Consider the following 23,480-nt stretch of genomic DNA (forward strand, 5'->3'; position numbering starts at 1 on the left):
GTCACCTTATTAGTCCCCATCGTTGGTGTTAAAACCAGGTGCTAAGTCGGTTACTTGCACAAAATCAGAAGCCATAAGCGCACGCAGCTCTGTGATCGAAGTACGAACAGCTGTCAGTTTTTCTCTGCCTGTCTCAGTTGCGATTAAATCAGCTAGAGTTGCGTTTTCGAGTGCATCAAGGGCCGAATGAACCGCTTTGAAGTGTAATGTAATTTCATTTTTAACGTCTTCTCGGTCATGTAACTCAATTAATAAATCATCAAAACCAAACTCAGTTGCACCATTAAACTGTTGCTCTAAAGCGGTGATGTTAGTTTTAATGTTATTCACTGAAACATGTGCAAAAGGACTTTCTAATAATTCTGGGTTACCAGGTAATGATGTATCTAGTGTCGCTTTTAGTTTTTCATCATTGATAATTTCCAGGTATTCAAACCAAAAAGTTAAATACTTTTCGATTGCACCTTTGTGCCCGCTAAAACTCCCAGTTCCAGCCTTGAATTGTTCGCCGTACTCACCTTGCCACTGCGTAAAGACTTCATCCATCAGTGTTACAGTATTACTTGCGATCACATTTAAATAGGCGCAGCGTTGCCCTTGGTTTTGAGATGAAAGAAATGCATTAGCTTCATCTTGATTAAAAACAACATATTCAAATGCAGGCAAACCTTGGAGTTGGTGTTTTGAACTTGGAAACCCATCTGTAAATGTTTCACCCTCAATCAAAATCGATTCAACATCATTGGCTAATTTAGTTGCCTCAATTGGCATATATTGAATTTGTGAGTAAATATAGGTGTCTGATATAGGCCCAAACTTAATGGTACGTGCTACCTGCCAAGCACTATTAGCTTTGCGCCAAGCTGTTTTCAAGCGGGTTAAATCTGCTTCTGTAAATTCTGATTTCTCACACACTTCACTTGTTGTATTTTGCAGGTCTTCGCTTTCGGTCAGCATAAGTTGATAACTCGGTAAGATCACATCATCAACTAATACTGATGTTATTTTTTCAAGTGCTTGTTCTTCAGTCAAACTATTAGAGTTATCTGTTGACCCACTTCCTTGATCTGTTGTTGGCGACGTCGTAGGTGTTTGCTCGTTAGAGCCGCCACCTCCACAACCTGATAATAAAAGGCTTAGCACGACTGCAATTGTTGTTGGCATTAAAGTATTGATTGTTTTCATTGTTTATCCGAATTAAATTTGATTTAAGAAGTACAACAGCGCTGCTCGTTGCTGCTTCGTTAATGATTTGAATTTTCGTTGATGCGGCTGAGCTTCACCGCCATGCCAAAGCACCGCTTCTTCAATCGTGCGTGCACGACCATCGTGTAAAAATGCAGAAAAGCCCTGAACTCTACGCTGTAAACCTATCCCCCAAAGAGGTGGGGTACGCCACTCACTCCCTAATGCAAGGTTTTCAATGCCTTTATCTGCTAAACCTTCGCCCATATCATGCAAAGCTAAATCGGTATAAGGCCAAATAGTTTGCCCTGCTAACGCTTTTACCTGGTAAGAGGTATCTGTAGTAAAACTAGGGGTATGACATTGCTGGCACTGCAATTTGTAAAATAGAGTTTGCCCTTGCTTTGACTTACTACTTTGTAAATCCCTTGCAGGAGGGGGAGCAATTAGTTGACTCATATACACAGTTAAATCATGCAGCTTTTTTGGAATGTCTAGTACATTGTCAGGGTCGACACTTGCAGCTTGTTTACAAGCGACTTGGTGAACTAAACAGGTTTCATCCTTAAAGATAGGATTAGTAATACCAATATCATTGACAAACGCACCTGCCACTTGTTGCTCTAGTGAGCTATGTAAGCCCTTAAAGCCAAACCGACCTATGTGCTTTTCACCACTTACTTCATCTATGACCTGATTATATTTACCGCTGATACCATCATTGTTAGCGTCGTTAATATCTTCAAGGCTCAGTAAATCTGTCTCCTGAATTGCATCCAGTAAGCCCATTCCATATACAGCTGGTGCATAGCGGGCAGATAGATAAGTACCTTTATCAAGTGGTCCATAGGCGAGATTTTCAATTTCGTAACGAGGCTTTCTTAGCGTATAAGTTTCACCGTCAGCGTAGTGCCCTGTTATTTCATCATAAAATACGCGTACTTGTGCCTCACCTTGAACAGGCTTAGTAAGCTTCTCATGAGACAAACGAATTGCCAGAGGCTGAAGTTGCCCGCCATATCTGCTATCTCCTTTGCTTGCATTTGCCTGTAAAAACCTAAACAGCAATGCAGGCTCTGCTATCTCTCCATGTTTTGACGGCCTGCCTCGTCCACCATCGGCATGGCAAGTTTTGCATGAGCGGGCGTTAAACAGCGGCCCGAGCCCATCTCTATCTCTGGTAATTGAGGGTGAAGCTACCCAGGGGTCTCGAAAAAAAGAAAAGCCATCCCAAAAATCCAACTGCTCCATGCGCGGTATATTTTTGGCAGGTTCAACAAAAGAGCGATAATTCAATCGCCCTGTTGCATCGCCGCCAGGCTTAGCCGCTTGCTCGTTTGATGCTGATGCTGATGCTGATGCATATACAGGTATAGACAAACAAATAATAGTGGCAGCTATCAAACTGCTTTTTTGTAGATTTAGCATCATAGTGAATTCAAGAAAGCCAATAGCGCATCACGTGCTGGTTTATCCATATTTAAATAAGCTTGCTTTGCTGATTCGGCTTCACCGCCATGCCAAAGGATCGCTTCAGATAAGGTGCGTGCACGACCATCATGCAAAAATGTTGCTTTTGGCGTTACCGTTTGAACTAAACCTAACCCCCATAAAGCTGGCGTTTTCCACTCAGTGCCAGATGCATCCCCTTCAGGGCGGCCATCAGCAAGCCCCTCACAGCGCTGCACGTAATAGCAACTTTCACCGCTGTCACACGCTTCACCACTTACCAACTCACGAGTTACTTTGCAACTGCCACCCATGTCATGGAGAAGTAAATCGGTATATGGATAAATCACTAAATTTTGTAAAGCTGAAATGTTGGTTCGTGTGTCTGTAGACACTTGCACTAAATCTACATCACCAAGTAAGCTCCCTTTCGCCTCACCTGTTTTGTATCTTGGCACATGACAACTGTGGCAATTTGCAGCAAAAAACTGGCTTCTACCTTTTAATACATCATCATTCCAAAGATTATTCTCAGTATCAAAACCGCGGCGATTTGGTACTGCTAATGTGCGGTTATAAAATTCGACTTGAGCCAAATCGACGTTGTTTAGATCAACGCCATCGTGGTGTTTGTTTTGTTCTTTTTCAGCTTGAGCAAGGCACGCAGTTTGAGCTTCAGTACAAGGCTCGCCTGTTGCAACCGTATTCGTCACCCCCATATCACCTTGGTATGCGCCTGAAATTTGTTGTAATACAGAGGCTGTTACCGCTTTTTGGCCGAAACGTGCAAGCATCTTTTCATTATTGATCGGGTGAGTTGTATAGGCAGCTTTACCAGATATACCATCATTGTTCGTATCATCAGGATCGGCATAAGCTAAAATACTTTGTGCTGGAATACTCTCTAATAAACCTGAGCCATAAACATGGGGGGATACACGGGCAGAAAACTGCACATCTTTATTAAACTCACCATAAGCAAGGTCTTTTACTTTATAAATCGGTTTTCTTAAGGAGTAATTTTCGCCATCTGCGAATTGACCGGTCACTTCTTCATATTCGACCCAAGTGTATGCCTCGCCATAAGCCAGCCCTTCTTCTATGGCTCCATTGTGTTTTGATAATACATTCTTTTGACTATCTATGGTGCCAAAAACTTGAATTTGTTCGCCATAAACCGGGTCTACATTGCCTTTACTATCACCGACTCTCAAAAACATGCTAATCATCGGCTCATTTGCAGATTTTGGCACAACGCCTCTACCATCTTTGATATGACACCCTTGGCAAGTGGTGTTATTGAAAATAGGGCCTTGCCCATCATGATTGGAGCGGAAAACATGGTCGCCCGCTTTGAAAACGGCATCAAGACTAGGCGTATCAACGATTGCTGGTAGCGCTTGGCTAAATGCATCTTCATTAAAAGTATTAACCGATGATTCCCCTGCTGCTAAATGCTCAAACTCGTCAGGTGTATCTTTGAGTAAGTCAGGTAGGCCATCATTTAAGGTGAGATCAGGAAAAGCCAAATTATCTTTACTGCCTTGATTGCCCTCAGAAGTATTGTCGCCGTTATTGTTTGAATTTGTTGGAGAGTTTGTATCTTGTGTGTTACTTCCACCACCACAGCCTTGCAGAGAAATAAGCGCGATGATTAGAGCTAACATTGATTTTTTGTTGTTCATTCAGTGCCCCTGAACTGCTTACTACTGTAACCAGAAACTGAAAAGGCTGACCAAAAGGCCAGCCATATTAAATTAGATATCTTCTTCTGTATCTTGTTTTAAATCTTCAGCTGAAACGCCAAGCTCATCGATGGCTTTTTGGATCAGATCTGTTTGTGTAGCAAGTGCAGAGATAGTCGCATACACTTCTTTCTTGTGATCTTCATTTTGAATTTGAACGTCAAAAGACACACCTAGCTTAGCATTTGTATCAATAACCGAGGCACTTGCCATTGACGCTTCAAAGGCAGCGCGCAGCTCGTTTGCAAGCTCAGGTTTACCCTCTTTTACTAATAGGTCATGGATACTTGCGCCTACTAACTCTTCACCATTAATACGTGTATATTTGCCTAAATAATGGTTTTGAACACCTTTGGCATTGAGGTAAATATCACGGTGTGTGTTATCTGAAAAGCACGAGTGTTCGTCTTCTTGACTATCGGTGCGAACAGCAATACTCATACGTTCACCTGCAAGCTCACCGAAACTCAAACGCCCCATGCTCTCAAGCATTGCACCTAAGTTTTTCTTTGCATTTTCAGGTTTTACATACTCTAAATAATGGAAGCCTGTGCCAGGAGTCCACGCTTCAGTCACTGCTTGCAGGTCATCAACTAATAACTCAGCAGCTACTTTTAAGTATTGACCACGACGCGCACAAATTGCGTCAATTGCGCCTTGCTCGCCAGATGTACAAGTTGCACCATTTGAATCTGTTGGCATATTGTCAACAGTATAAAAATCAGAAGCTTTACGGTGACCTGCAGTGTAATCACGCGTTGATGTATAAGTAAGGTCTTGGTTTAAATCTTGACCCCACAATAAGAATTCGATTGCGTGATAACCTGACGTTACATTGGCTTCTTCACCATCTAATTCAAATTTATCTTGTAATAACTGCTTTGTAATTTCTGGGAAGTTTTCTTGATCTGAAATGATGTTACCACCGGCTTGATAAACCGCAGCAGTACCACGCGCCTGATGACCGTCCATATCAATCGTGTAGTCGATCAACGCTTCAGCTAAAGGCCAAGCATTAATTGCGCCTTCTGGGCCTTCGCCATCAACTAATGTTGGTTGACCATCAACTTCTGTAAGTGCGTCGATTGGGCCTTCACGGAAACGGTAAACTTCAGTTTGACCATACGGTTCACGTGCAAAAAGCCAAGCTTGTTTTGCAGCAGTGAAGTTTGCTTCTGTCGGATTTGCAACAAATTCATTAATCGCTTTTTGCATTGTTTTTGCTGCAATCAGAGAGTCTGCGAAAACAGCATAGGCATGCTGTGCGTTAGTTTTAACAACATCTTCCGCTGTTACATAATTTGCAACCCCATTTTGACCTGCAGCACCTTGCTCCCCTTGAGGACCAACCGCACCTACATCACCGTCTTTACCATCATCACCATTACATGCAGATAATACTGCTGTACAAACTAGCGTAAGCGCAAATTTCTTAAAGTTTTTCACTCTTATCCCTTTAATTATCAGTTAATAGTTTATTATTCAGCAAATATTAACGAACCAAGCAAATGCATTCAAGAATTATTTTCATTTACATTATCTGTGGTGTTTATTTTTGATTTAGATCAAATATGATCAGTTCTGTATGAATTTGATTATTTAATGAGAAGTGCAACTGAAGGATATTGGAGAAAATTTAAAAACTTTTTATACCAATCCGCTTAACTAAGTAGTCTATTTTGAGGCAAGAAAGCCTTGTTGGTAGCTAGACAAATATTTCGTTATTTAGTTGTTTTAAATGAGAAATCTTTAACTCAGCTATCAACAGGTTTAATCCCTCAAAATGATTAAGTGTTATTGCGGATTGGTATTATTAGGCTAAAAACAAAAAAGCGCCGATGTCGGCGCTTTTAATGAAATTTTAGTATTTAGAATGTTTGACGATACTGAAGTAATAATTTTCTTGATTGAGTCGGTACAATGCCGTCGGTCATTCTTGGATCAAACACTTTGTATTGCTTATCGAGTAGATTTTGAGCCTTGAGAATTATCGAACTATCACTATCAATATTCCAACTGGCGGTTAGCCCTAGCAAGAAATAATCTGATTGCTTAAAATCTCCTGAAACGTTTTTGTCTTGCGAAGCAACAAATACCTCATCACGCCAAATTGTATTCACACTCAACTGTAACACGTCGAATTGATGAGTAATGGCCGCCGCAGCGAATCGCTTAAAGCTCGGATTAATGGGTTCATCAAACAATTGAGTAAAACCAGCTTCAAACCAAGTATTCTCTGTTAAGTTAAAATTACTATTAACTTCAACCCCTTGCATACTTGCTTCAAACACATTGTCAAAAGTAAAACGTGTTTGAGCTTGATCTGTCGCCACTAAGTTTATGAAATCTTTCAACTCATTATTAAAAAACACCACATCCATCTGCCAATTTTGTTGTTCAGTGTGCCAGACCAATTCCGTCGTTTTAACATACTCTGATTTCAGATCAGGGTTACCGACAGTGACATCGTCATTTGAATAAAGCTCATTGCTTACGGGTGTTCTAAAAGATTCACCATATTGCAGCTTTAAAGTATGTTTTTCATTTAGGTCATAAATGAGAGCAAGCCTGGGTGATAGCTTGCTATCAATACTTTTCACTTCATCAAAACGTGCACCAACAAACATCGTTAATTGTTCTGACGCTACATACTTAGCCTGAGTATACAAAGCATAAGAATCAAATGAGGCCAACAAATTTTTAAACGGAGGATGAGATTCAATCGTCCGCGTCTCGCCTAAGTAATATTGATTTTCAACTAAGGTATTGCCAGACTGATAGTCATAATAACTACTGATAACGCCAGCTTTAAATTGCTCTTCTTCAGAATATTCAGCACCAAAGTTGACTTGCAAAGAGTCACTAAGTTGATAGCTGCCATCAACTTTTACAGCAAGATCTTTAGTTGACCATGCAGGACCAACAAAAAAATCACCAATTAAGTTTGTGTTTTGCGCAGTAACAATCAAGCCCTTGCTCTCAATTTCATGTCGGATAAAATCGAATGAAGTAGATAAATGCCATAAGTCATCGTTTAACCAAGTATAAGTCGCCTGCAAAGCGATGTTTTCACTGTGATGATGGTTGCCTCTTGACGCACCCGCAAGGTTGATGAATTCATCTAATTGTGTCGCGTTTTTCCTTACATTAATGTCTAGATTATGCCATTGAGCACCTAGTTCAAAAAAATAGGATTCTAGGGGGTCTTTCGTGCCAAAAGAGTAAGCCTCGCCATCGCGTTTATTAAGCGATAAATTACTGTAAATCTTTAATCCATCGTTCAATTCTTTATTGAATGAAAAACCAGCTTGAAGCTCTCCATGCTCACCGATTGAGGCACTAAACTGAGTACGTTCAGAAGTGGTAACAACATTCATGACGCCCAAAAATGCATTACTACCATAAAGCGCAGAACCTGGGCCTCGAATAAACTCAACACGTTCAATCAGTTCAACAGGAATAAAAGGCATATAAACTGATGCCTTGCCAAAAGAAGGATCATTCAGTCTTTGGCCATTGATCATGACCAGTACATTACCACTGTCTAGATAAATACCTCGAGTATGCTCTTTCGGCACAGCCCCCACCCAATCACCTCGAGTTGACTGAAAACCAGGCACAAAGTTCATTAACTCATAGGCATTCGATACGCCTAAAAGTGCAATATGTTGTTGATTAAATACAGTAATACTCGAAGGAACAGACGAGCGAGTTTCATCTGTTTTAGTGGCAAGAGAAATATTGACGTCTAAAAGTTGCTCAAATGATAAGTCAAATAGATCTTCATCACTTTCAATATTTGATAACGCATGACCTGGATATAAAATTGAAAGTAAAAAAATCGTAGGTATTGTTATTCTCATAGCTTGGCTCATTATTTCAGCGATAGAGCAGCTAAATGCAATTCCATGCACAGCCTATTTACATTGTTTTAATAATACTAATGTTAACAGACTGTGCAAGTTTTATATTTCTATTTTGAGAACATTATGCGAGTTGGGTACGTTTTCCTTTGAAATATTTGTATAAACCAATCAAAGACGCAGCTATCCAGAATAATTCAATAACAAAACTAGCAAGGTTAAAGTTGTAGCAAAGACTGATTAGCAAGAGTATTGCGCCACTTAAATTCATTAAGTTATAAACAATACCGGTAGGTTCAGCTTTGCCTAGTTGAAGCATAAAGAAAGCACCAACTACAAGCGCTGTTCCTGTCATACCAATGACATCAAAAAGAATATCGATCACGTTTTGTATCCACTATCAATTGCTATCTGCCATCATTAGCAGAGTTTGAAGCAATATAAGATTAGTTAACCCGGAAATACTGGCCCATTCCATGGGAAGGGTTACTTTCACTCATTGAAACAGCAAAACGTATCTAAATTAAATGAGAGTGAGACATGAAAACAGGGCAAATGTCCGCCTCGAAGATAAGTATTCCAACAATTCTGAGTTAATATTACTAGCCTGTGACACTAAGTATCACTGCCATAAGGATAAACTGGAAGGTATGGTAACCACCATTAACTAAAAACAAACTTAGCGGCCTTTGCTCGAATATGTATGAAATACCCAATGAGCTTGACGCTAAACCAATGCCAACCGCCGCGCCAATAGTTATTGATTGTGTGATGTTAGGATCTGGCCCTAATATTAACGCCAAAACAAACGCAGCAAGTAATGACAATATGAAAGCTAAACCATAGATTAATTTTGGATCGCTGTTTTGTAAATCAAGTTCAGTTAACCCGCACCCCTCTAGCCAAGTTCTACCAAATAACATCGGGGAATACCATAAACCACCCAACATAAATGAAGATAACGCGGCAAGTAAAATTGCCCAATAATTAAGTTCTGCCAACTGCATAATAATAAAGCATCAAACCATTCGTAAATTCAAATCTAGTTAATAAACGTCAAACTCGCAATTATTGACTATTTTTGTACAGGTTTTTTCTGTAATTTACGTTGCAGTGTTCTTCGATGCATGTTTAGCTGTCTTGCCGTTTCAGACACATTGCCATTGTTGGCTTTTAGCACCTGTTGAATATGTTCCCACTCTAATCGCTCTGCTGACATTCTCGTTTCTGATTGCAATTCAGTTTTTTGAACGCCTTCTGTCCCTAACAAGGTTTGAACTATCAACAAAGTATCAGCAGGCTTAGTTAAATAATCATCAGCGCCCAGTTTAACCGCTTCAACAGCCGTGGCGATACTCGCAAACCCAGTTAACAACACAAGTTTGATACTTGGTTTATATACCTTAATCGGTTCGATGAAATGTAACCCTGATTTAGTCTGCAGTTTCATATCTAGCAACACAAAATCAGGGGAAATTGTTTCAATAGCAGGCATTACATTCGCTTCGTTGCTTTCAACATGGCCATCAAATCCATGCTTTTGCAGTCGTCTAGCAAGTGTTCTTGCAAATGCTTCATCGTCTTCAATGATAAGTAATTTCATAACTCATTTTCTTTAATCGGCAAGGTGATTGTTGTTTTAGCGCCATATTTACACTGGTTTTCTAATCTAATAGTTCCTTTTAATCGTTCTATTGATGCATGAGATAAAACCAACGCCATACCAAGACCCGACTCACTTTTTACTATTGTATGACCCAAGCGTTCCATCTTTTTAGGGTCGAACCCCGGACCATGATCAATTATCGATAGCACCCAAGTGCCTTTTTCAATTGAACTTTGTAAAACTATCTCTTTTGCATTGGTTTTAATATTGGCCTGCGCGGCATTTGCGAGTACATTCAATAAAGCAGGGATCAGCATGGGGTCATCACTGACGAAAGTATCAACTACTTCGTCCATAATTAAGCTCTGTTCAGGGAATTGTAAGGCCATCAAGGTTTCAAGTTCTTCTAAAATCGCCAGTGTGCTTTGCACACCAAAACTATCTGAAGATTTCAATTTTTCTGTTTGTGCTCTAAACAAATCAAGTTGCTCTTTACAAGTAGTGATGGCTTTTCCCATATCTACTAATGCGGGGTGTTCTGGATAGTCTTCTTTCAACTCTTCAAGCAATAAATTAATGTTACCAAGTGGTGTTGCCAGTTGATGAGTTGCCTGCGCAGCGGCACTCCCCAACGCAATGAGCTGCTCGTTTTTAAGTTGTTTTTCTCTTACCTTAGCTAAAGACTGCTCTTTAACCTTTAGTTGCTTCGCCATTGCCATGACAACCATAACAACAATAAATACACTTAATACAAAATTTGCCCACATGCCTTTAAAGTGTAACTCCATGTCCATGTGATGCATGTGATGCCCCCCCATAGTCACAAATAAATAACCATATGCGACTAATGAACAGAGCGAGATAATTATCACAAACTGGCTAGGCAAGGTCACAGCAGCAATGACGATTGGAATAATCAGCATTGACACAAACGCATTACTCGCACCACCTGACAAGCTCAGTAGAATCGTCATAAACATGATATCGGCTAGCAACTGCAGCATCATGCCCGAAGGAGCTGCTTCACTGGTTTTTCTATAGGCGAACACACTGACCAATTGGAAGCAAGATTCAATAGCAATAACAGTCAATACTGGTAATAGCTCAATGGACTTATCAAACCAAAATGCCGAAGCTAATACCAAAAGCAATTGTATCAAAATGGCGATAGTTCTAAGTAATAACAAGCGACCAATGGCTGATTGCGGCGAAAAGCTGATCATGTAATACGCTCAAAAAAAATTTGAGCAACACTTTAACTGACTCTGCTTAACTGGTAAAACTAAACCTCAGTTTCGTTGATATGAAACAAAAATTGCAGCTACTCTTCATAGCTCAATGTAAACTCAGGACAAGGTGTGCCCTGATGAAAAAATAACTGCCACCCTTTCTCTGTTTTAGCCCAAATTGACATTCGAATTGAAAAATTCAAGGCATGATGCACATTCATTCGATAGGCTGCATGATAGGTCAGTTGGGCAAGCGTGTCGCTCAATACTTGTCCCTTAAAGTCTTGGTTATAGATCTGTGGAATTTTCTCGAGCGGTAACCTACCAATCACATGTTGCTTATTAAACATTAAGCCATTTGCCGAAATCTCATAAAAGTCGTCATGAAGTAAATGGCTTAATTGGTTTTTCGATGCTCTAACAACTGGGTCCAGTAACTGCCTCTCCAATTCAATAAGGTGGCTTATTAGCGAAGTCGTCATTTTATTTGCCATAATCACCCCAAATTCAAAGACTTTAATCTAAGCTTAGACTACTTCTTCACACTACATAAAGTATCCTTGACTAGAATTACAAAAAGAAGTTTGTTATAAACGCCACCTGGTCAGATGAGATAAGAAACTATGCAATACGCCAAAATTATTGGCTGGGGTAAATGTACACCACCAGCAACACTTTCAAACGAAGATATAAGCACAGTAGTAGACACCACCGATGAGTGGATTTCAACGCGCACAGGCATAAAATCGAGAAGAGTCAGTCATGTTGGTACTTGTGAATTAGCGACTGTTGCAGCTAAACGTGCATTGGATTGTGCTGGTATTGCAGGAGAAGACATTGACCTTGTGTTACTTGCTACTTGCACCCCTTCTACACTTGTCGCAAATACAGCCTCATATGTTCAGCAACAAATCGGGGCAACCGGTGCAGCGGCATGTGATGTAAATGCAGCATGTTCTGGTTTCTTATATGCATTACAAAATGCGACCGCTCAAATTCGTGCCGGTATGGTAAAGCGCGCAGTGGTTATTGCTGCTGAAAGAATGCTCTGGCATGTAAACTGGGCAAAGCGTGACAGTGCGGTTTTATTCGGTGACGGCGCAGGTGCAGTTGTGCTTGAAGCATCAAGTGAAGAACTAGGCTTGTTAGCAACAAAAACTGGCTGTGATTCAGAAGACAGAGAGATTCTTCATATCCGAAACTTCGGCACTGACATAGATAAACACGATTCAGCACAACCCTCTGATATTTTGTTCCAAGGTAAAGATATCTTTAAGCGCGCGGTAAAAGGTATGAGCGAAGCCTGTGATGATGTGCTATCACAAGCAAATTTAGCACTCGAAGACATCGATATGCTTATCCCTCATCAAGCAAATCTAAGAATTATTCAAGCCATTGCCAAACAATTGCAGCTTAGCGATGACAAAGTGATGGTCAATATCCAGCATTATGGCAACACCTCTGCTGCAACGATCCCAATTGCACTGTGTGAAGCATTAGAGCAAGGTAAAATCAAACCACACAGTCATATAATGAGCGCAGCATTTGGTGCAGGATTAACTTGGGCTGCAAGTTATATAAAATGGGGCGAACGCGTTACGCCTATCATTGAAAGTAAAGCTGAGCTGCCAGAGTGTAAACAAACTGGACTAGAGATAATGGCTGACGCCATCAAGTACTGCCAGTAAGCTATCCTCTGCCCTTATTTGAATGGTAATATTAAGCGGTTACATTTAAATAAGGGCAAAACATTGAAAACATTGTTCACTCCACATTCAGAAGTTAGCCAACTAGAACCTCAAGCAATTTGGCAATTCTTTGATCAAATTTGTTCTATTCCGCATCCTTCAAAACACGAAGAAGCACTTGCACAGTTCATTATTGAGTGGGCAAAAAGCCAATCTCTCGAAGTTAAAAGAGATGATACGGGCAACGTATTTATCAAAAAGCCTGCTTACCCTGGCATGGAAAATAAAAAACCGGTTGTGCTTCAAGCCCATATTGATATGGTGCCACAAAAGAATGACGGTACTGATCACGACTTTGTCACAGACTCGATTAAACCTTACATCGACGGTGAATGGGTTACTGCAACTGACACAACTTTAGGTGCTGACAACGGCATTGGTATGGCGTCGTGTCTTGCTGTATTGGCTGCTGATGACATTAAACACGGCCCGCTAGAAGTACTTCTAACCATTGATGAAGAAGCGGGTATGACTGGCGCATTCGGTTTAGAAGCTGGCTGGTTAGAAGGTGACATTCTTCTCAATACAGACTCTGAGCAAGAAGGTGAGATTTACATGGGCTGTGCCGGTGGCGTAGATGCAAGTCTTACTTTACAACTAGAACGCCAAGCCATCAATGAAGATACAACACGCCTTAAACTTGTTTTAAATGGGTTAAGAGGTGGTCATTCTGGCGTAGACATTCATACTGGCCGCGCTAATGCTAATAAACTCCTTGCACGCTTTTTGAAGAATCACACAGCCAACTTAAACGTTCAGTTAGTCGCTTTTAATGGCGGTTCACTAAGAAACGCTATTCCTCGTGAAGCATATGCTGAAGTGTTAGTTGAAAATGCACAATTAGACGCATTTCATAACTTAATATCTGAGTTTGAAACACTCACAAAAACCGAATTAAGTGCAATTGAAGCAAACTTAGCTTTTAAAGCCCAAACACTGGAAAGTGATGCCTTGCCATTAAGCGCAAGCAGCCAAAATACTGTATTGTCACTACTCAATGCCTGTCCAAATGGTGTAGTACGCATGAGTGATGATATTCAAGGTGTAGTTGAAACATCACTAAATATGGGTGTCATCGAAACAAATGAAAACAGCATCGAAGTACTGTGTTTGATCCGCTCTTTAATTGACTCTGGTCGTTCAGACGTAGAAGGCACACTTGCTTCGCTAGCAAGCCTAGCTGGCGCAACGATTGAATTCAGTGGTGCATATCCGGGATGGAAACCAGATCCTGACTCACAAATCTTACATACTTTCCGTGACGTGTATGAAGATATTTATGGTCATAAACCACACATCATGGTTATCCATGCTGGCCTAGAGTGTGGTCTTTTCAAAGAACCATACCCAAAAATGGACATGATTTCTTTCGGCCCTACTATCAAGTTCCCGCACTCTCCTGATGAGAAAGTAAACATTGAATCTGTAGGTTTATATTGGCAACAAATGAAAGCTATCTTAGAGAATATTCCAGCTAAATAATGCTTCCTAATAAAAAATGCGAACCCATTGGTTCGCATTTTTTATTTTATAAGTTTACCTATATCTATTTATAACGTGTAGCTAAATAGTCAAACGTAGCACGGACACCTAAGCCTTCACCACCTACTGGGCGACCCGGTAATGGTCTGATGTTATAAGCCATCACATCAAAATGAAGCCAAGGCGTAGTTGCTGGCTCAACAAACTCTTTCAGATATAACGCAGCTGTAATTGACCCACCAAACGGCGTTGAACCACAGTTGGCAATGTCTGCAACATCACTCTTAAACAAAGCTTTATATTGGTCGAAAAGAGGAAGTTGCCAAACTGGATCTTGGTTTTGTAAACCTTGAGCCATTATGTCACTTGCAATTGCTTGGTCAGTCGAATAAAAACCTGGAAGCTCTGTACCTAATGCAATGCGACAAGCGCCTGTTAAAGTTGCAAAGTCGATAAGTAAATCAGGGTTTTCAGTTTGTGCTTCAGCTAATGCATCACACAATACTAGGCGACCTTCTGCATCAGTGTTATCAATCTCAACCGTTATGCCTTTACGTGTTTTAATAACATCGCCAGGTCTAAAAGCATTTCGCGACACTGCATTTTCAACAGCAGGAACGAGTACACGAAGTCTAACAGGTAGATTTGCAGCCATGATCATTTGCGCAAGACCGATCACATGAGCAGCCCCGCCCATATCCTTCTTCATATTACGCATACCTGCAGCAGGTTTTAAATCTAAACCACCAGAGTCAAAACAGACACCTTTGCCAACAAGTGTCAGTTTCGGCGCATTCTCATCACCCCAAACTAAATCGAGCAATCTTGGTTTGTTGTCACTTGCACGACCCACCATATGAATAGTTGGGTAGTTTTGTTCTAGTAATTCATCACCAATAATTTGGCTAAACTGACCACCAAAGCGAATTGCCAATTCTTCCATAGTTTCAGCAAGGTGCTGAGGCATCATGTCTGCTGCTGGCATGTTCACCAAATCACGAACTAAATAAATAGCCTCAGCTTGCTGGTTTACTTTATTAAAGATTTCTTCATCTGCAATCGCGATTTTAGATTCAATAGCAGGTAAAGACTTATAGACGGCAAATTGATAAGCACCTAATACAAAACTAAGCGCATAACCAGGCAAAGAGTCACCATTAACATCTAGCGTATACTGACCCTTAGGTAATTGCTTTGCTAAATCACCGGTATTCCACATATCTGTTACATCATTAACAGTTACAACAACGAATTCAAGTCCGGTTGCATTTTGTTTAGGTACCAAAATTATATTGCTATTAGCAGAGCGCGTTGCTTCAACATAATTTTTTACAAAGCTTTCTTGAGAAGAAAGCCAAGTATCAAAATTTGATTTTTCAATAAATTTAATCGGTGTACCTGTATCGGCATGAATGATTGGAAGTTGCATATTATTCTCTGTGTTTTTGCGTCTATTTAGAGAATAACAATTTAGCGTAAAGAGATCACTTATTTGCGAGATTTAGAAGATTTGTTAGATAATGAAAATGAACTTGGTAATACATCAACACCAACCCACTGACCCAGCTTAACAATAAGCGGAATAGTAATGGGAGCGAATGGAAGTACAGCAAATACGCCTAAACCTAACCCTTTTAGAATATCGACAAGCTGCTCGTTAGCAACTTTTAGCTCTGATTTATTCGCCTCACCAAAGCTATAGCGCTTGTAAATATCCAACATTTCTTTGGTTTCTTGCTTTTCTTGCGCAAGTGCAATTTTTAGCGCGAGCATCGAGCGCCTTAATCTGATTTGCTGCCGTCTTTTGCTAATTTTGGCAACCCTAAGAGGGGCTTTGTGTACTACTTTAATTAGGCGCATTATAAACCAAATTTATTTATCACTCTGACAGTTTAGCAAAACTTGATAAACTCTATCTATGTATATCATTAATCTCTCACATTCATGCTAAATAATAAAGTAAAACAAATACCTAACCCAGAACCCCAGAAACCTAAACCAGACGAATGTTGTGGTGGAGGTAGTTGCTGCCCATGTGTTTGGGACACTTATAGAGACCAGAGAAAAGCTTGGTTAGAAGTTAACGAAAAGCTTAACAAAACATAAATTAGACCAAAGCACAAACTTTAGTAGGAATGCACATGCATTCCTATCCTTCCCTATTTTAGAAAAATATTTCATACTTAACAGAAAGTTACGTTTTCAATTTGCGCTTTCCCATTGTCATGTCTACTTTTAACTTTAATGCAAATTTTATTTGCATTATGTGTTAACTAAATGTATCAATAATTAACAGGTTATATTTGCTTATTGCATAAAAGCTTATCGTGCTTGTTAAAAATTTATAAGAAACCTTAATGACAACATTAATCTGGGGAAACAGGATGAAGTTAAAATTATCAAACGTAAGCCGTGCTATTACTTACGCACTTGCATCTACCGCTTCGGTAGGCTTGTTAAGCGCAACAGCCTATGCCGATGAAAGTGGCGATGGTGCTGAAAAGAATATAGAAAAAATCGCAGTTGTAGGTTCACGTTCTGCGCCAAGATCTGTCGATGATTCGCCAGTGCCAATTGATATTATTGGGGGTGATGAGCTAGATAAAAACGCATCAACTGATATGTTAGACATGCTACAGGCATCTATCCCATCCTTTAACGTTAGACAGCAGCCTATTTCAGATGCAGCTTCTTTTATCAGACCTGTAAACTTACGTGGTCTATCATCAGATTCAACACTTATTCTCTTAAATGGTAAAAGGCGACACAGAGCTTCTGTTATAGCATTCCAAGGCGGTGGCGTTAACGATGGTGCTCAAGGTCCAGATATATCAGTTATTCCTTCTGTTGCGCTAAAGCAGGTTGAAGTTTTACGTGACGGTGCCGCTGCACAGTATGGCTCTGATGCAATTGCAGGTGTAATGAACTTTGTATTAAAAGACAGTTCAGAGGGTGGCTCAATCTCTGTTCGTCATGGCGAGTATTTTGAAGGTGATGGGACTCAGTTTGTTGTTGATGGTAACCTTGGTCTTCCATTTACTGATGACGGCTTTGCTAACTTATCTTTCCAATACAAGTCTGCAGATCCTACAAGTCGATCAGTTCAACGCCCTGATGCGGCGGCTTTGATTGCAGCAGGTAATACTCATGTTAATGACCCTGCTCAAGTTTGGGGTAACCCTGAGATTGAGGACGATATTACTTTATTTGGTAATGTTGGCCTAGATCTAGGTAACGATAAAGAGTTTTATATGTTCGGTAACTATTCTGATCGAATAGCTACTGGTGGTTATTATTACCGTAATCCTCAAAACAGAGGTGGAGTATTTACTGGTACTGATGCCGATGGAAATGACATACATTTAATCGGTGATATGGATGGACTCAATAATGGTATTGAATGCCCTAGTATTCCTAAACTACCAAACACAACCAATATTTTAGACAACGAGACATATAAGCTAATTGCAGATCCAAATACTGCAGTGGGTAAAAACTGTTGGGCATTCAATGAATTGTTCCCTGGAGGTTACACTCCACAATTTACTGGTGAAATAAACGACACGTCATTAACAATGGGTACTCGTGGAGATATTACTGAAGGTTTCTTAGAAGGTGCTTTTATTGATGTCAGCGGCTCATATGGCCGAAACAAATCAACTTATACACTTGTTAATACTGTTAACCCTTCTATGGGTTCATTGAATGCTGACCAGCCAAACAATGCATTTGAAGCAGGCTCTTATATTCAACTTGAAAAATCTTTCAACATTGATTTAACCAAAGGCTTTGATGTTGGTTTAGACGACGACCTAAACTTTGCAACGGGTATTGAATGGAGACAAGAGTCATTTGAAATAATTTCTGGTGAGCAAGCCTCTTGGGAGCAGGGTCCATTAGCATCACAAGGCTTCAGTGTTGGTTCTCATGGTTTTGCTGGTTTCTCACCAGAATCACAAGGGATCAATAAGCGTCAAAGTTTCTCAGCTTATGCTGATGCAGAAACTTACTTTACTGAAGACTTGTTGCTTGGAGCTGCATTACGCTATGAAGATTTCTCTTCATTCGGAAGTACAACAAACTATAAAGTAACTGCACAATATCAACTTACTGATGATCTATCCATCCGTGGTTCTCATAGTACTGGTTTTAGAGCACCTACAGTAGGTCAAGCTAATGTTGTAAATACTCAGACATCTTTGGTAAATGGTGAATTGATTCAATCAGCTACATATCCACCAACTCACCCTGTCTCGGCTGAACTTGGTGGTAAAGAACTAAATCCTGAAGAGTCAACTAGCTATGCTGTCGGTCTTGTATATAAAACCGGTGAGTTCTTCATGACTATCGATGCATACAATATTGAAGTTACTGACCGTATTGCACAAACAGATAAAGTATTTATCACACAAGCTAACGTTGATAATCTTCAAGGTAAATACCCTAGTCCAGAATTGCTTCTTGGTGGCTCTGTTACATTTTTTGCTAATGACTTCGATACCACAACCCAAGGTGTTGACGTTGTCATGAATTATGGCATGGATATGTTTGATGGCTACAGCAAAATTAGCTTGGCTTATAACTACAACACAACAAAAGTTGATGACCCAGGTCAGTTCACTTCAGCGTTCAAAGTACGCCGCTTGGAAGAAGGAATCCCTGAGCACCGTGCAACATTAACCTTCGCACAAAATTGGGAAGATGTAAGCATGTTCTTACGAGCTAACTACTTTGGTGAATGGTTTGCTACACACGCAGATGAACCTGATGTAGATAGCTCTTACGGTTGGTCTGAAACAGTTGGGTCATCTTTCACATTAGATGCTGAAGTAACATACTACTTTAACGAAGAGTGGACTATGTCAGTTGGAGCAAACAATATTTTAAATACTGAGGCTCAAGAACTGCAAAAAGATGGTGCATATTCAATTGTTAGCGGTAAATACTATGAGAGTGGACCATTTGACTACAACGGTGGCTTCTACTACGTGAAAGCAACTTATAAATTCTAGATTACTGTAACCCAGCAGCAAAAGGCGAAATGGCATTAGCTATTTCGCCTTTTTATTTTTATGATTAGTGCAAAGCAATAACTTAAAACAACAATGCTATTACTTAAAAGAGCCAACGAATTATTAGAACAAGGGAAACTCAGAGAAGCTGAGTTTATGTTTAAAGCAGTATTAAAGGAAAATAATAAAATTGGTCCCGCATTATTTGGTCTTGGCCGAATTTGTATGCGCTTAGAAGATTACGACAGCGCCATTTATTATTTAAAACGTGCCTGTGAGCACTTACCTAAAATGCTCGAGCCCCTGTTTGCACTCGCAGATGCATTTATGGCTGTAGGATCTTCTGTTGATGCTAAGACTGTACTCGAGTACACCTTAAGCGTTGCAAGACACAATGCACAAGCACATTATCAATTAGGATTATTCTATTTAGACCACGGTTTTATTGAAAATGCAGAGCGTACCTTTGAAGCTGGCTTAGCGTGTCCGCCCAGTGCGGTTACCGCTTTCATGTTACATGAACTTTCTCAGATTTCAGCAACAAATAAATTAGAAGCGCATATTGAAAAACTCCATTCACTGTTAAATGAATATGATAACAAACGCTTAAAAATCGTTGTTTATTATTCCTTAGCAAGATGTAATCACAGGTTACAAGCTCACACTCAAGCATTTGATTATTTTAAACTTGCTAACGAACTACAACTCAGTCTATGTGAGTTTAAAACTGCCGATATGAGGTCTTTTTTTGACGAACTTAAAGAGCAGTGTTCAGAAGCTTTCTTTACACATCCCAATGATAAAGTAAAGGCCACATTCACCCCTACTTTTATAGTTGGACTGCCAAGAACAGGTTCTACATTGCTAGAACAAATGCTCGTTCAGCATAGTAACATTGGCAGCATGGGAGAAAGTACCGTCATCAGCGACAAAATTGTACCTTACATACAGATGCGTAATGAAGCACCTTTTCCTCAAAGCCTCCATACATTGACCACATCTATGCTTGACCATTGCCGCAGCTTGTATGTAGATGAAATTAAGAAGCATCGGGTTAGTGAAGAAGTTGTCATTAATAAATTACCAGCCAACTTTCAAAATATAGGACTAATTCAAAAGATATTTCCTGATGCTCGGATCATCCATTTAACCCGCTCGTTTAATGCCAATGCTTGGTCTGTTTATAGTAATCATTTCGCTGAAAACGAACCCTACTTTTGCTCATTAACCGAATATAAGCAGTATGCTGATTTTCAAGAAGAAATGATGGCACATTTTAAACATTACCTGCCTAGAAACATTTACACCCTCAGTTATGAAGATTTATTAGATGAGACCCCAAAAGAGCTGAATAAATTACTTAATTTCTTGTATCAAAAATTTGAGCCTGAATGCTTAGAGTTTTATAAATCTAAGCGTCCAGTATCGACACTTAGCAAAGCTCAAATTAGAAGGCCTTTAGATCAAGGCCCAAGATCAAACTGGCAGGTTTATGAAAAACAAATGCTGGCTATACTCGATGCTGAGCAAACCAATCTAACAACTCCTTAAACTGATCGCTGTGGGCATGCGGACTCGTCAGCATATTAATATGGTCATAATCAATTTTATGACCATATTTTTTTCCATATATTCTCAAGTCTTGTATGCCTTTTCCTGACTCTTCTATAAAAGCCTGAATATCAATTGGCTGTGCAAGGGCTTTATCCTTTGTACCTGCGATATGTAAAATAGGCGGTAATGCTATATTTTCTATTGCGCTTGCGTAATCAAAACCATCATCACTGTCTATCCAAGGCTTCTTTTTCGCCCACAGCATACTTTGATAGTGTGACTTAACAGTCTCGTTATCACTGCCCCATTTCAATTTGCGCGCATCTAGATAACCTTTGCGTTTACTTAACAGTGGCGCCAATGTGTACCAAATTAAATTGGCTTGTAAGAGCTTGCTTGGGTGGTTGTTAAATAAACTTCTTTTTGTTCCAAAATAGCCGCATGCTGAAACATACTCTTTATGCTCAGGATAACGCGCTAAAAAGCTATTAAGTAAAACTCCACCCCAAGAGTGCGCAACCCAAAACTTCGGAAAGTGACCTGTTTGATCTTTAACAAAATTGAGCATAGTGGGAATATCTTCAAGGATGGCTTCAGTTTGACCGTATTGAGAGGAAGAAGATATTTTAGGCAAACTTTGTCCACGACCACGTAAATCAGCGACAAAACATTGATAACCTTGCGCCGCTAAAAATGGCGCTAAGCCCTTATTTGACTCTGTGTAGAAAATCTTGCCATTTTCGACAGCACCATGCAGAAAAAAAACAGCATCACCTTTATTTTCAGGATTATAAATGTGTCTCAGATGAAGAACTTGCTCATTTTGTAAGGGAATAAAGTGTGAATTTTGCGTGATCATGATTTAAGTCTTTTTAACTCGTCTTACCAGTTACTGTATTTGATAGCAATTGTCATTTCAACACTATTTAAGCTATTTCAAGAACTCGGTATAATCCACGCTTAAATTCAATAAAAGTAATGATATGCACCCAAGAAACGCGCACAAACAAGGCTATGACTTCGATAAGCTCATCAATGTAACGCCTTCATTGAAAAAATTCCTTATTAGAACACCTGCAGGCAAAAAGAGCATAGACTTTAGTAATGCGAATGCTGTCAAATGCTTGAATCAAGCGCTACTTAAACATCATTACAAACTTAATTACTGGGACATATCTGAAGAGTTTTTATGTCCGCCAGTTCCTGGGAGAGCCGATTATATTCATGCGTTGGCAGATCTACTAAAAAACGATAACCAAAATAAAATAGTTAACAATGTTAGAGCACTTGATATCGGCACAGGTGCGAACTTGATATATCCTATTCTTGGAGAGAAGATTTATAATTGGTCATTCACAGCATCGGATATAAACCCAAAAGCATTAGAAAATGCAGTTAATATTTGTAAAAAGAATGCTTTAAATACCAAGCTTGTTTTACAAAAAGACAATGAAAAATATTTTCATGGTGTTCTTAAACAAGATCAAATATTACATGTGACTATGTGCAATCCCCCTTTTCATGACAGTGAGCATTCAGCAAATAAAGCAACACAAGAAAAATGGCAAAAGTTAGGTAAAAACCCTAAAAACACACTTAACTTCGGCGGGCATTCACCTGAGCTTTGGTGTAAAGGTGGTGAGGTGTTGTTCATCAAGAAAATGGTTAAGGAGAGTAAGCATTATGCCAAGCAATGTGCATGGTTTACTTCTTTAGTATCTAAAAAAGACTCACTAAGTAGTTTAAAGCTTGCACTTAAGAAAATTGGTGTTGCCGAAATAAAGGTAATAAAAATGACCCAAGGTCAAAAAACAAGCCGATTCATCGCTTGGAGCTTTCAAACTCACTCCGAGCGACAAGCAATCTACAATGCTAAATAAAGATATTATTTATAAAAGAGACAAGGCTTCTTTATAGTGGGTGCGGCAAACTGAAACATATCTATCGTTGCCGCCAATTTCAACCTGATTACCGTCATGAATTGCATTGCCATGCTCATCCGTTCGCAAAACACGGTTTGCTTTTCTACCACAATGACATATTGTTTTAAGCTCAACTAATTTGTCAGCCCAAGCCAACAAATATTGTGCACCTTCAAATAACTCACCTTTAAAGTCAGTGCGTAATCCATAACACAATACGGGTATATTCAACTTATCAACAACATCTGTTAAGGCATTAACCTGCGCTTTACTCAAGAATTGACATTCATCTACCAATAAACAATCTAGTTTATTTTCAAGATTTAAATGCTCAACTAAAGTAAAAACTTCTGTATCTCTGTCATAAATATGCGCATCAGCTTCAAGGCCAATTCTAGAGGCCACCTTCCCAACTCCAGCCCTATTGTCTATGGCAGCGGTTAGAATGAGTGGTGTCATACCTCTTTCTCTGTAGTTAAAGGCAGATTGTAAAAGTGTTGTTGATTTTCCGGCATTCATCGCCGAGTAATAGAAATAAAGCTGAGCCATAATAGAACACTGAAAATAAATATGGGTGAGAGTCTACATAAAACTAGACTTGAATACTATGAGGGAAGGTTTTCTATGTTAAGAAAGACACTAAAAGCAATAGTATCATATTGAAATATATAATTATGCTGAGTCT

The 23,480-nt window shown here is 39.6% G+C and carries 20 protein-coding genes; 6 read left to right on the top strand and 14 right to left on the bottom strand.

Features of this window, described 5'->3' with window-relative positions:
- Nucleotides 1–9: 9 nt before the first annotated feature.
- The 10 genes from ACGHEH_RS08065 to ACGHEH_RS08110 all read right to left on the bottom strand — a co-directional run bounded on the left by ACGHEH_RS08065 (nucleotide 10) and on the right by ACGHEH_RS08110 (nucleotide 11,571).
- Nucleotides 10–1,185 (bottom strand): imelysin family protein, encoded by a 1,176-nt coding sequence (locus ACGHEH_RS08065; protein WP_390443774.1) that lies wholly within the window; start codon nucleotides 1,183–1,185, stop codon nucleotides 10–12.
- A 12-nt stretch (nucleotides 1,186–1,197) separates the two neighbouring features.
- On the bottom strand, nucleotides 1,198–2,616 hold the full coding sequence (locus ACGHEH_RS08070; protein WP_390443776.1) for a di-heme oxidoredictase family protein: 1,419 nt from the start codon (nucleotides 2,614–2,616) through the stop codon (nucleotides 1,198–1,200).
- A complete protein-coding gene (locus ACGHEH_RS08075; protein ID WP_390443778.1) occupies nucleotides 2,613–4,319 on the bottom strand; it encodes a di-heme oxidoredictase family protein in 1,707 nt (568 codons plus the stop codon). The genes ACGHEH_RS08070 and ACGHEH_RS08075 overlap by 4 nt, the downstream gene beginning before the upstream one ends.
- 72 nt (nucleotides 4,320–4,391) lie before the next feature.
- Nucleotides 4,392–5,825 carry an imelysin family protein gene (locus tag ACGHEH_RS08080; protein ID WP_390443781.1) on the bottom strand — a complete coding sequence of 478 codons (1,434 nt, stop codon included), beginning with the start codon at nucleotides 5,823–5,825 and terminating at the stop codon, nucleotides 4,392–4,394.
- Between the two features lie 422 nt (nucleotides 5,826–6,247).
- Complete coding sequence (locus ACGHEH_RS08085) at nucleotides 6,248–8,242, bottom strand: TonB-dependent receptor plug domain-containing protein (RefSeq protein ID WP_390443784.1); 1,995 nt, start codon at nucleotides 8,240–8,242, stop codon at nucleotides 6,248–6,250.
- Between the two features lie 124 nt (nucleotides 8,243–8,366).
- Complete coding sequence (locus tag ACGHEH_RS08090) at nucleotides 8,367–8,627, bottom strand: hypothetical protein (protein ID WP_138479577.1); 261 nt, start codon at nucleotides 8,625–8,627, stop codon at nucleotides 8,367–8,369.
- A 217-nt stretch (nucleotides 8,628–8,844) separates the two neighbouring features.
- Complete coding sequence (locus ACGHEH_RS08095; RefSeq protein ID WP_390443786.1) at nucleotides 8,845–9,249, bottom strand: DUF1761 domain-containing protein; 405 nt, start codon at nucleotides 9,247–9,249, stop codon at nucleotides 8,845–8,847.
- A 68-nt stretch (nucleotides 9,250–9,317) separates the two neighbouring features.
- Nucleotides 9,318–9,845, bottom strand: coding sequence for a response regulator transcription factor (locus ACGHEH_RS08100; protein ID WP_390443789.1), 528 nt, complete (start codon nucleotides 9,843–9,845; stop codon nucleotides 9,318–9,320).
- Nucleotides 9,842–11,071, bottom strand: a complete 1,230-nt coding sequence (locus tag ACGHEH_RS08105) for a sensor histidine kinase (RefSeq protein WP_390443792.1) — start codon at nucleotides 11,069–11,071, stop codon at nucleotides 9,842–9,844. The genes ACGHEH_RS08100 and ACGHEH_RS08105 overlap by 4 nt, the downstream gene beginning before the upstream one ends.
- 98 nt (nucleotides 11,072–11,169) lie before the next feature.
- Complete coding sequence (locus ACGHEH_RS08110; RefSeq protein WP_138566634.1) at nucleotides 11,170–11,571, bottom strand: DUF4440 domain-containing protein; 402 nt, start codon at nucleotides 11,569–11,571, stop codon at nucleotides 11,170–11,172.
- Nucleotides 11,572–11,700: 129 nt separating this feature from the next.
- Between ACGHEH_RS08110 and ACGHEH_RS08115 the strand changes: the two genes are divergently transcribed.
- On the top strand, nucleotides 11,701–12,765 hold the full coding sequence (locus tag ACGHEH_RS08115; RefSeq protein ID WP_390443795.1) for a ketoacyl-ACP synthase III: 1,065 nt from the start codon (nucleotides 11,701–11,703) through the stop codon (nucleotides 12,763–12,765).
- A 72-nt stretch (nucleotides 12,766–12,837) separates the two neighbouring features.
- Nucleotides 12,838–14,307, top strand: coding sequence for an aminoacyl-histidine dipeptidase (locus tag ACGHEH_RS08120; RefSeq protein ID WP_390444190.1), 1,470 nt, complete (start codon nucleotides 12,838–12,840; stop codon nucleotides 14,305–14,307).
- A 64-nt stretch (nucleotides 14,308–14,371) separates the two neighbouring features.
- Here ACGHEH_RS08120 and ACGHEH_RS08125 read toward each other — a convergent pair whose 3' ends face one another.
- Nucleotides 14,372–15,736 carry a leucyl aminopeptidase family protein gene (locus tag ACGHEH_RS08125; RefSeq protein WP_390443798.1) on the bottom strand — a complete coding sequence of 455 codons (1,365 nt, stop codon included), beginning with the start codon at nucleotides 15,734–15,736 and terminating at the stop codon, nucleotides 14,372–14,374.
- Between the two features lie 59 nt (nucleotides 15,737–15,795).
- On the bottom strand, nucleotides 15,796–16,167 hold the full coding sequence (locus tag ACGHEH_RS08130) for a hypothetical protein (RefSeq protein WP_390443801.1): 372 nt from the start codon (nucleotides 16,165–16,167) through the stop codon (nucleotides 15,796–15,798).
- 84 nt (nucleotides 16,168–16,251) lie between these two features.
- Here ACGHEH_RS08130 and ACGHEH_RS08135 point away from each other — a divergent pair, with 84 nt between their 5' ends.
- The 3 genes from ACGHEH_RS08135 (at nucleotide 16,252) to ACGHEH_RS08145 (ending at nucleotide 20,870) form a co-directional block, all read left to right on the top strand.
- Entirely contained in the window at nucleotides 16,252–16,413 is a 162-nt protein-coding gene (locus tag ACGHEH_RS08135; RefSeq protein WP_390443804.1) for an oxidoreductase-like domain-containing protein, read from the top strand.
- A gap of 278 nt (nucleotides 16,414–16,691) precedes the next feature.
- Nucleotides 16,692–19,319, top strand: coding sequence for a TonB-dependent receptor plug domain-containing protein (locus tag ACGHEH_RS08140; protein WP_390443806.1), 2,628 nt, complete (start codon nucleotides 16,692–16,694; stop codon nucleotides 19,317–19,319).
- 93 nt (nucleotides 19,320–19,412) lie between these two features.
- On the top strand, nucleotides 19,413–20,870 hold the full coding sequence (locus ACGHEH_RS08145) for a sulfotransferase (RefSeq protein ID WP_390443808.1): 1,458 nt from the start codon (nucleotides 19,413–19,415) through the stop codon (nucleotides 20,868–20,870).
- Here the strand turns inward: ACGHEH_RS08145 and ACGHEH_RS08150 are convergent.
- Nucleotides 20,830–21,735 (bottom strand): alpha/beta fold hydrolase, encoded by a 906-nt coding sequence (locus ACGHEH_RS08150; protein WP_390444192.1) that lies wholly within the window; start codon nucleotides 21,733–21,735, stop codon nucleotides 20,830–20,832. The two genes, ACGHEH_RS08145 and ACGHEH_RS08150, sit on opposite strands and share 41 nt — an antisense overlap.
- 121 nt (nucleotides 21,736–21,856) lie before the next feature.
- On the opposite strand from ACGHEH_RS08150, the gene rlmF reads away from it, so the two are divergent.
- The gene (gene rlmF, locus ACGHEH_RS08155) at nucleotides 21,857–22,753 is read left to right on the top strand and encodes a 23S rRNA (adenine(1618)-N(6))-methyltransferase RlmF (protein ID WP_390443810.1); all 897 of its coding nucleotides are present in this window, start codon (nucleotides 21,857–21,859) and stop codon (nucleotides 22,751–22,753) included.
- Nucleotides 22,754–22,762: 9 nt separating this feature from the next.
- On the opposite strand, the gene ACGHEH_RS08160 is transcribed toward rlmF, so the two are convergent.
- The gene (locus ACGHEH_RS08160; protein ID WP_390443812.1) at nucleotides 22,763–23,344 is read right to left on the bottom strand and encodes a thymidine kinase; all 582 of its coding nucleotides are present in this window, start codon (nucleotides 23,342–23,344) and stop codon (nucleotides 22,763–22,765) included.
- Nucleotides 23,345–23,480: the final 136 nt, after the last annotated feature.

Origin of the sequence: Pseudoalteromonas sp. MTN2-4 (assembly GCF_042848605.1) — a bacterium.
GTDB lineage: Bacteria > Pseudomonadota > Gammaproteobacteria > Enterobacterales > Alteromonadaceae > Pseudoalteromonas.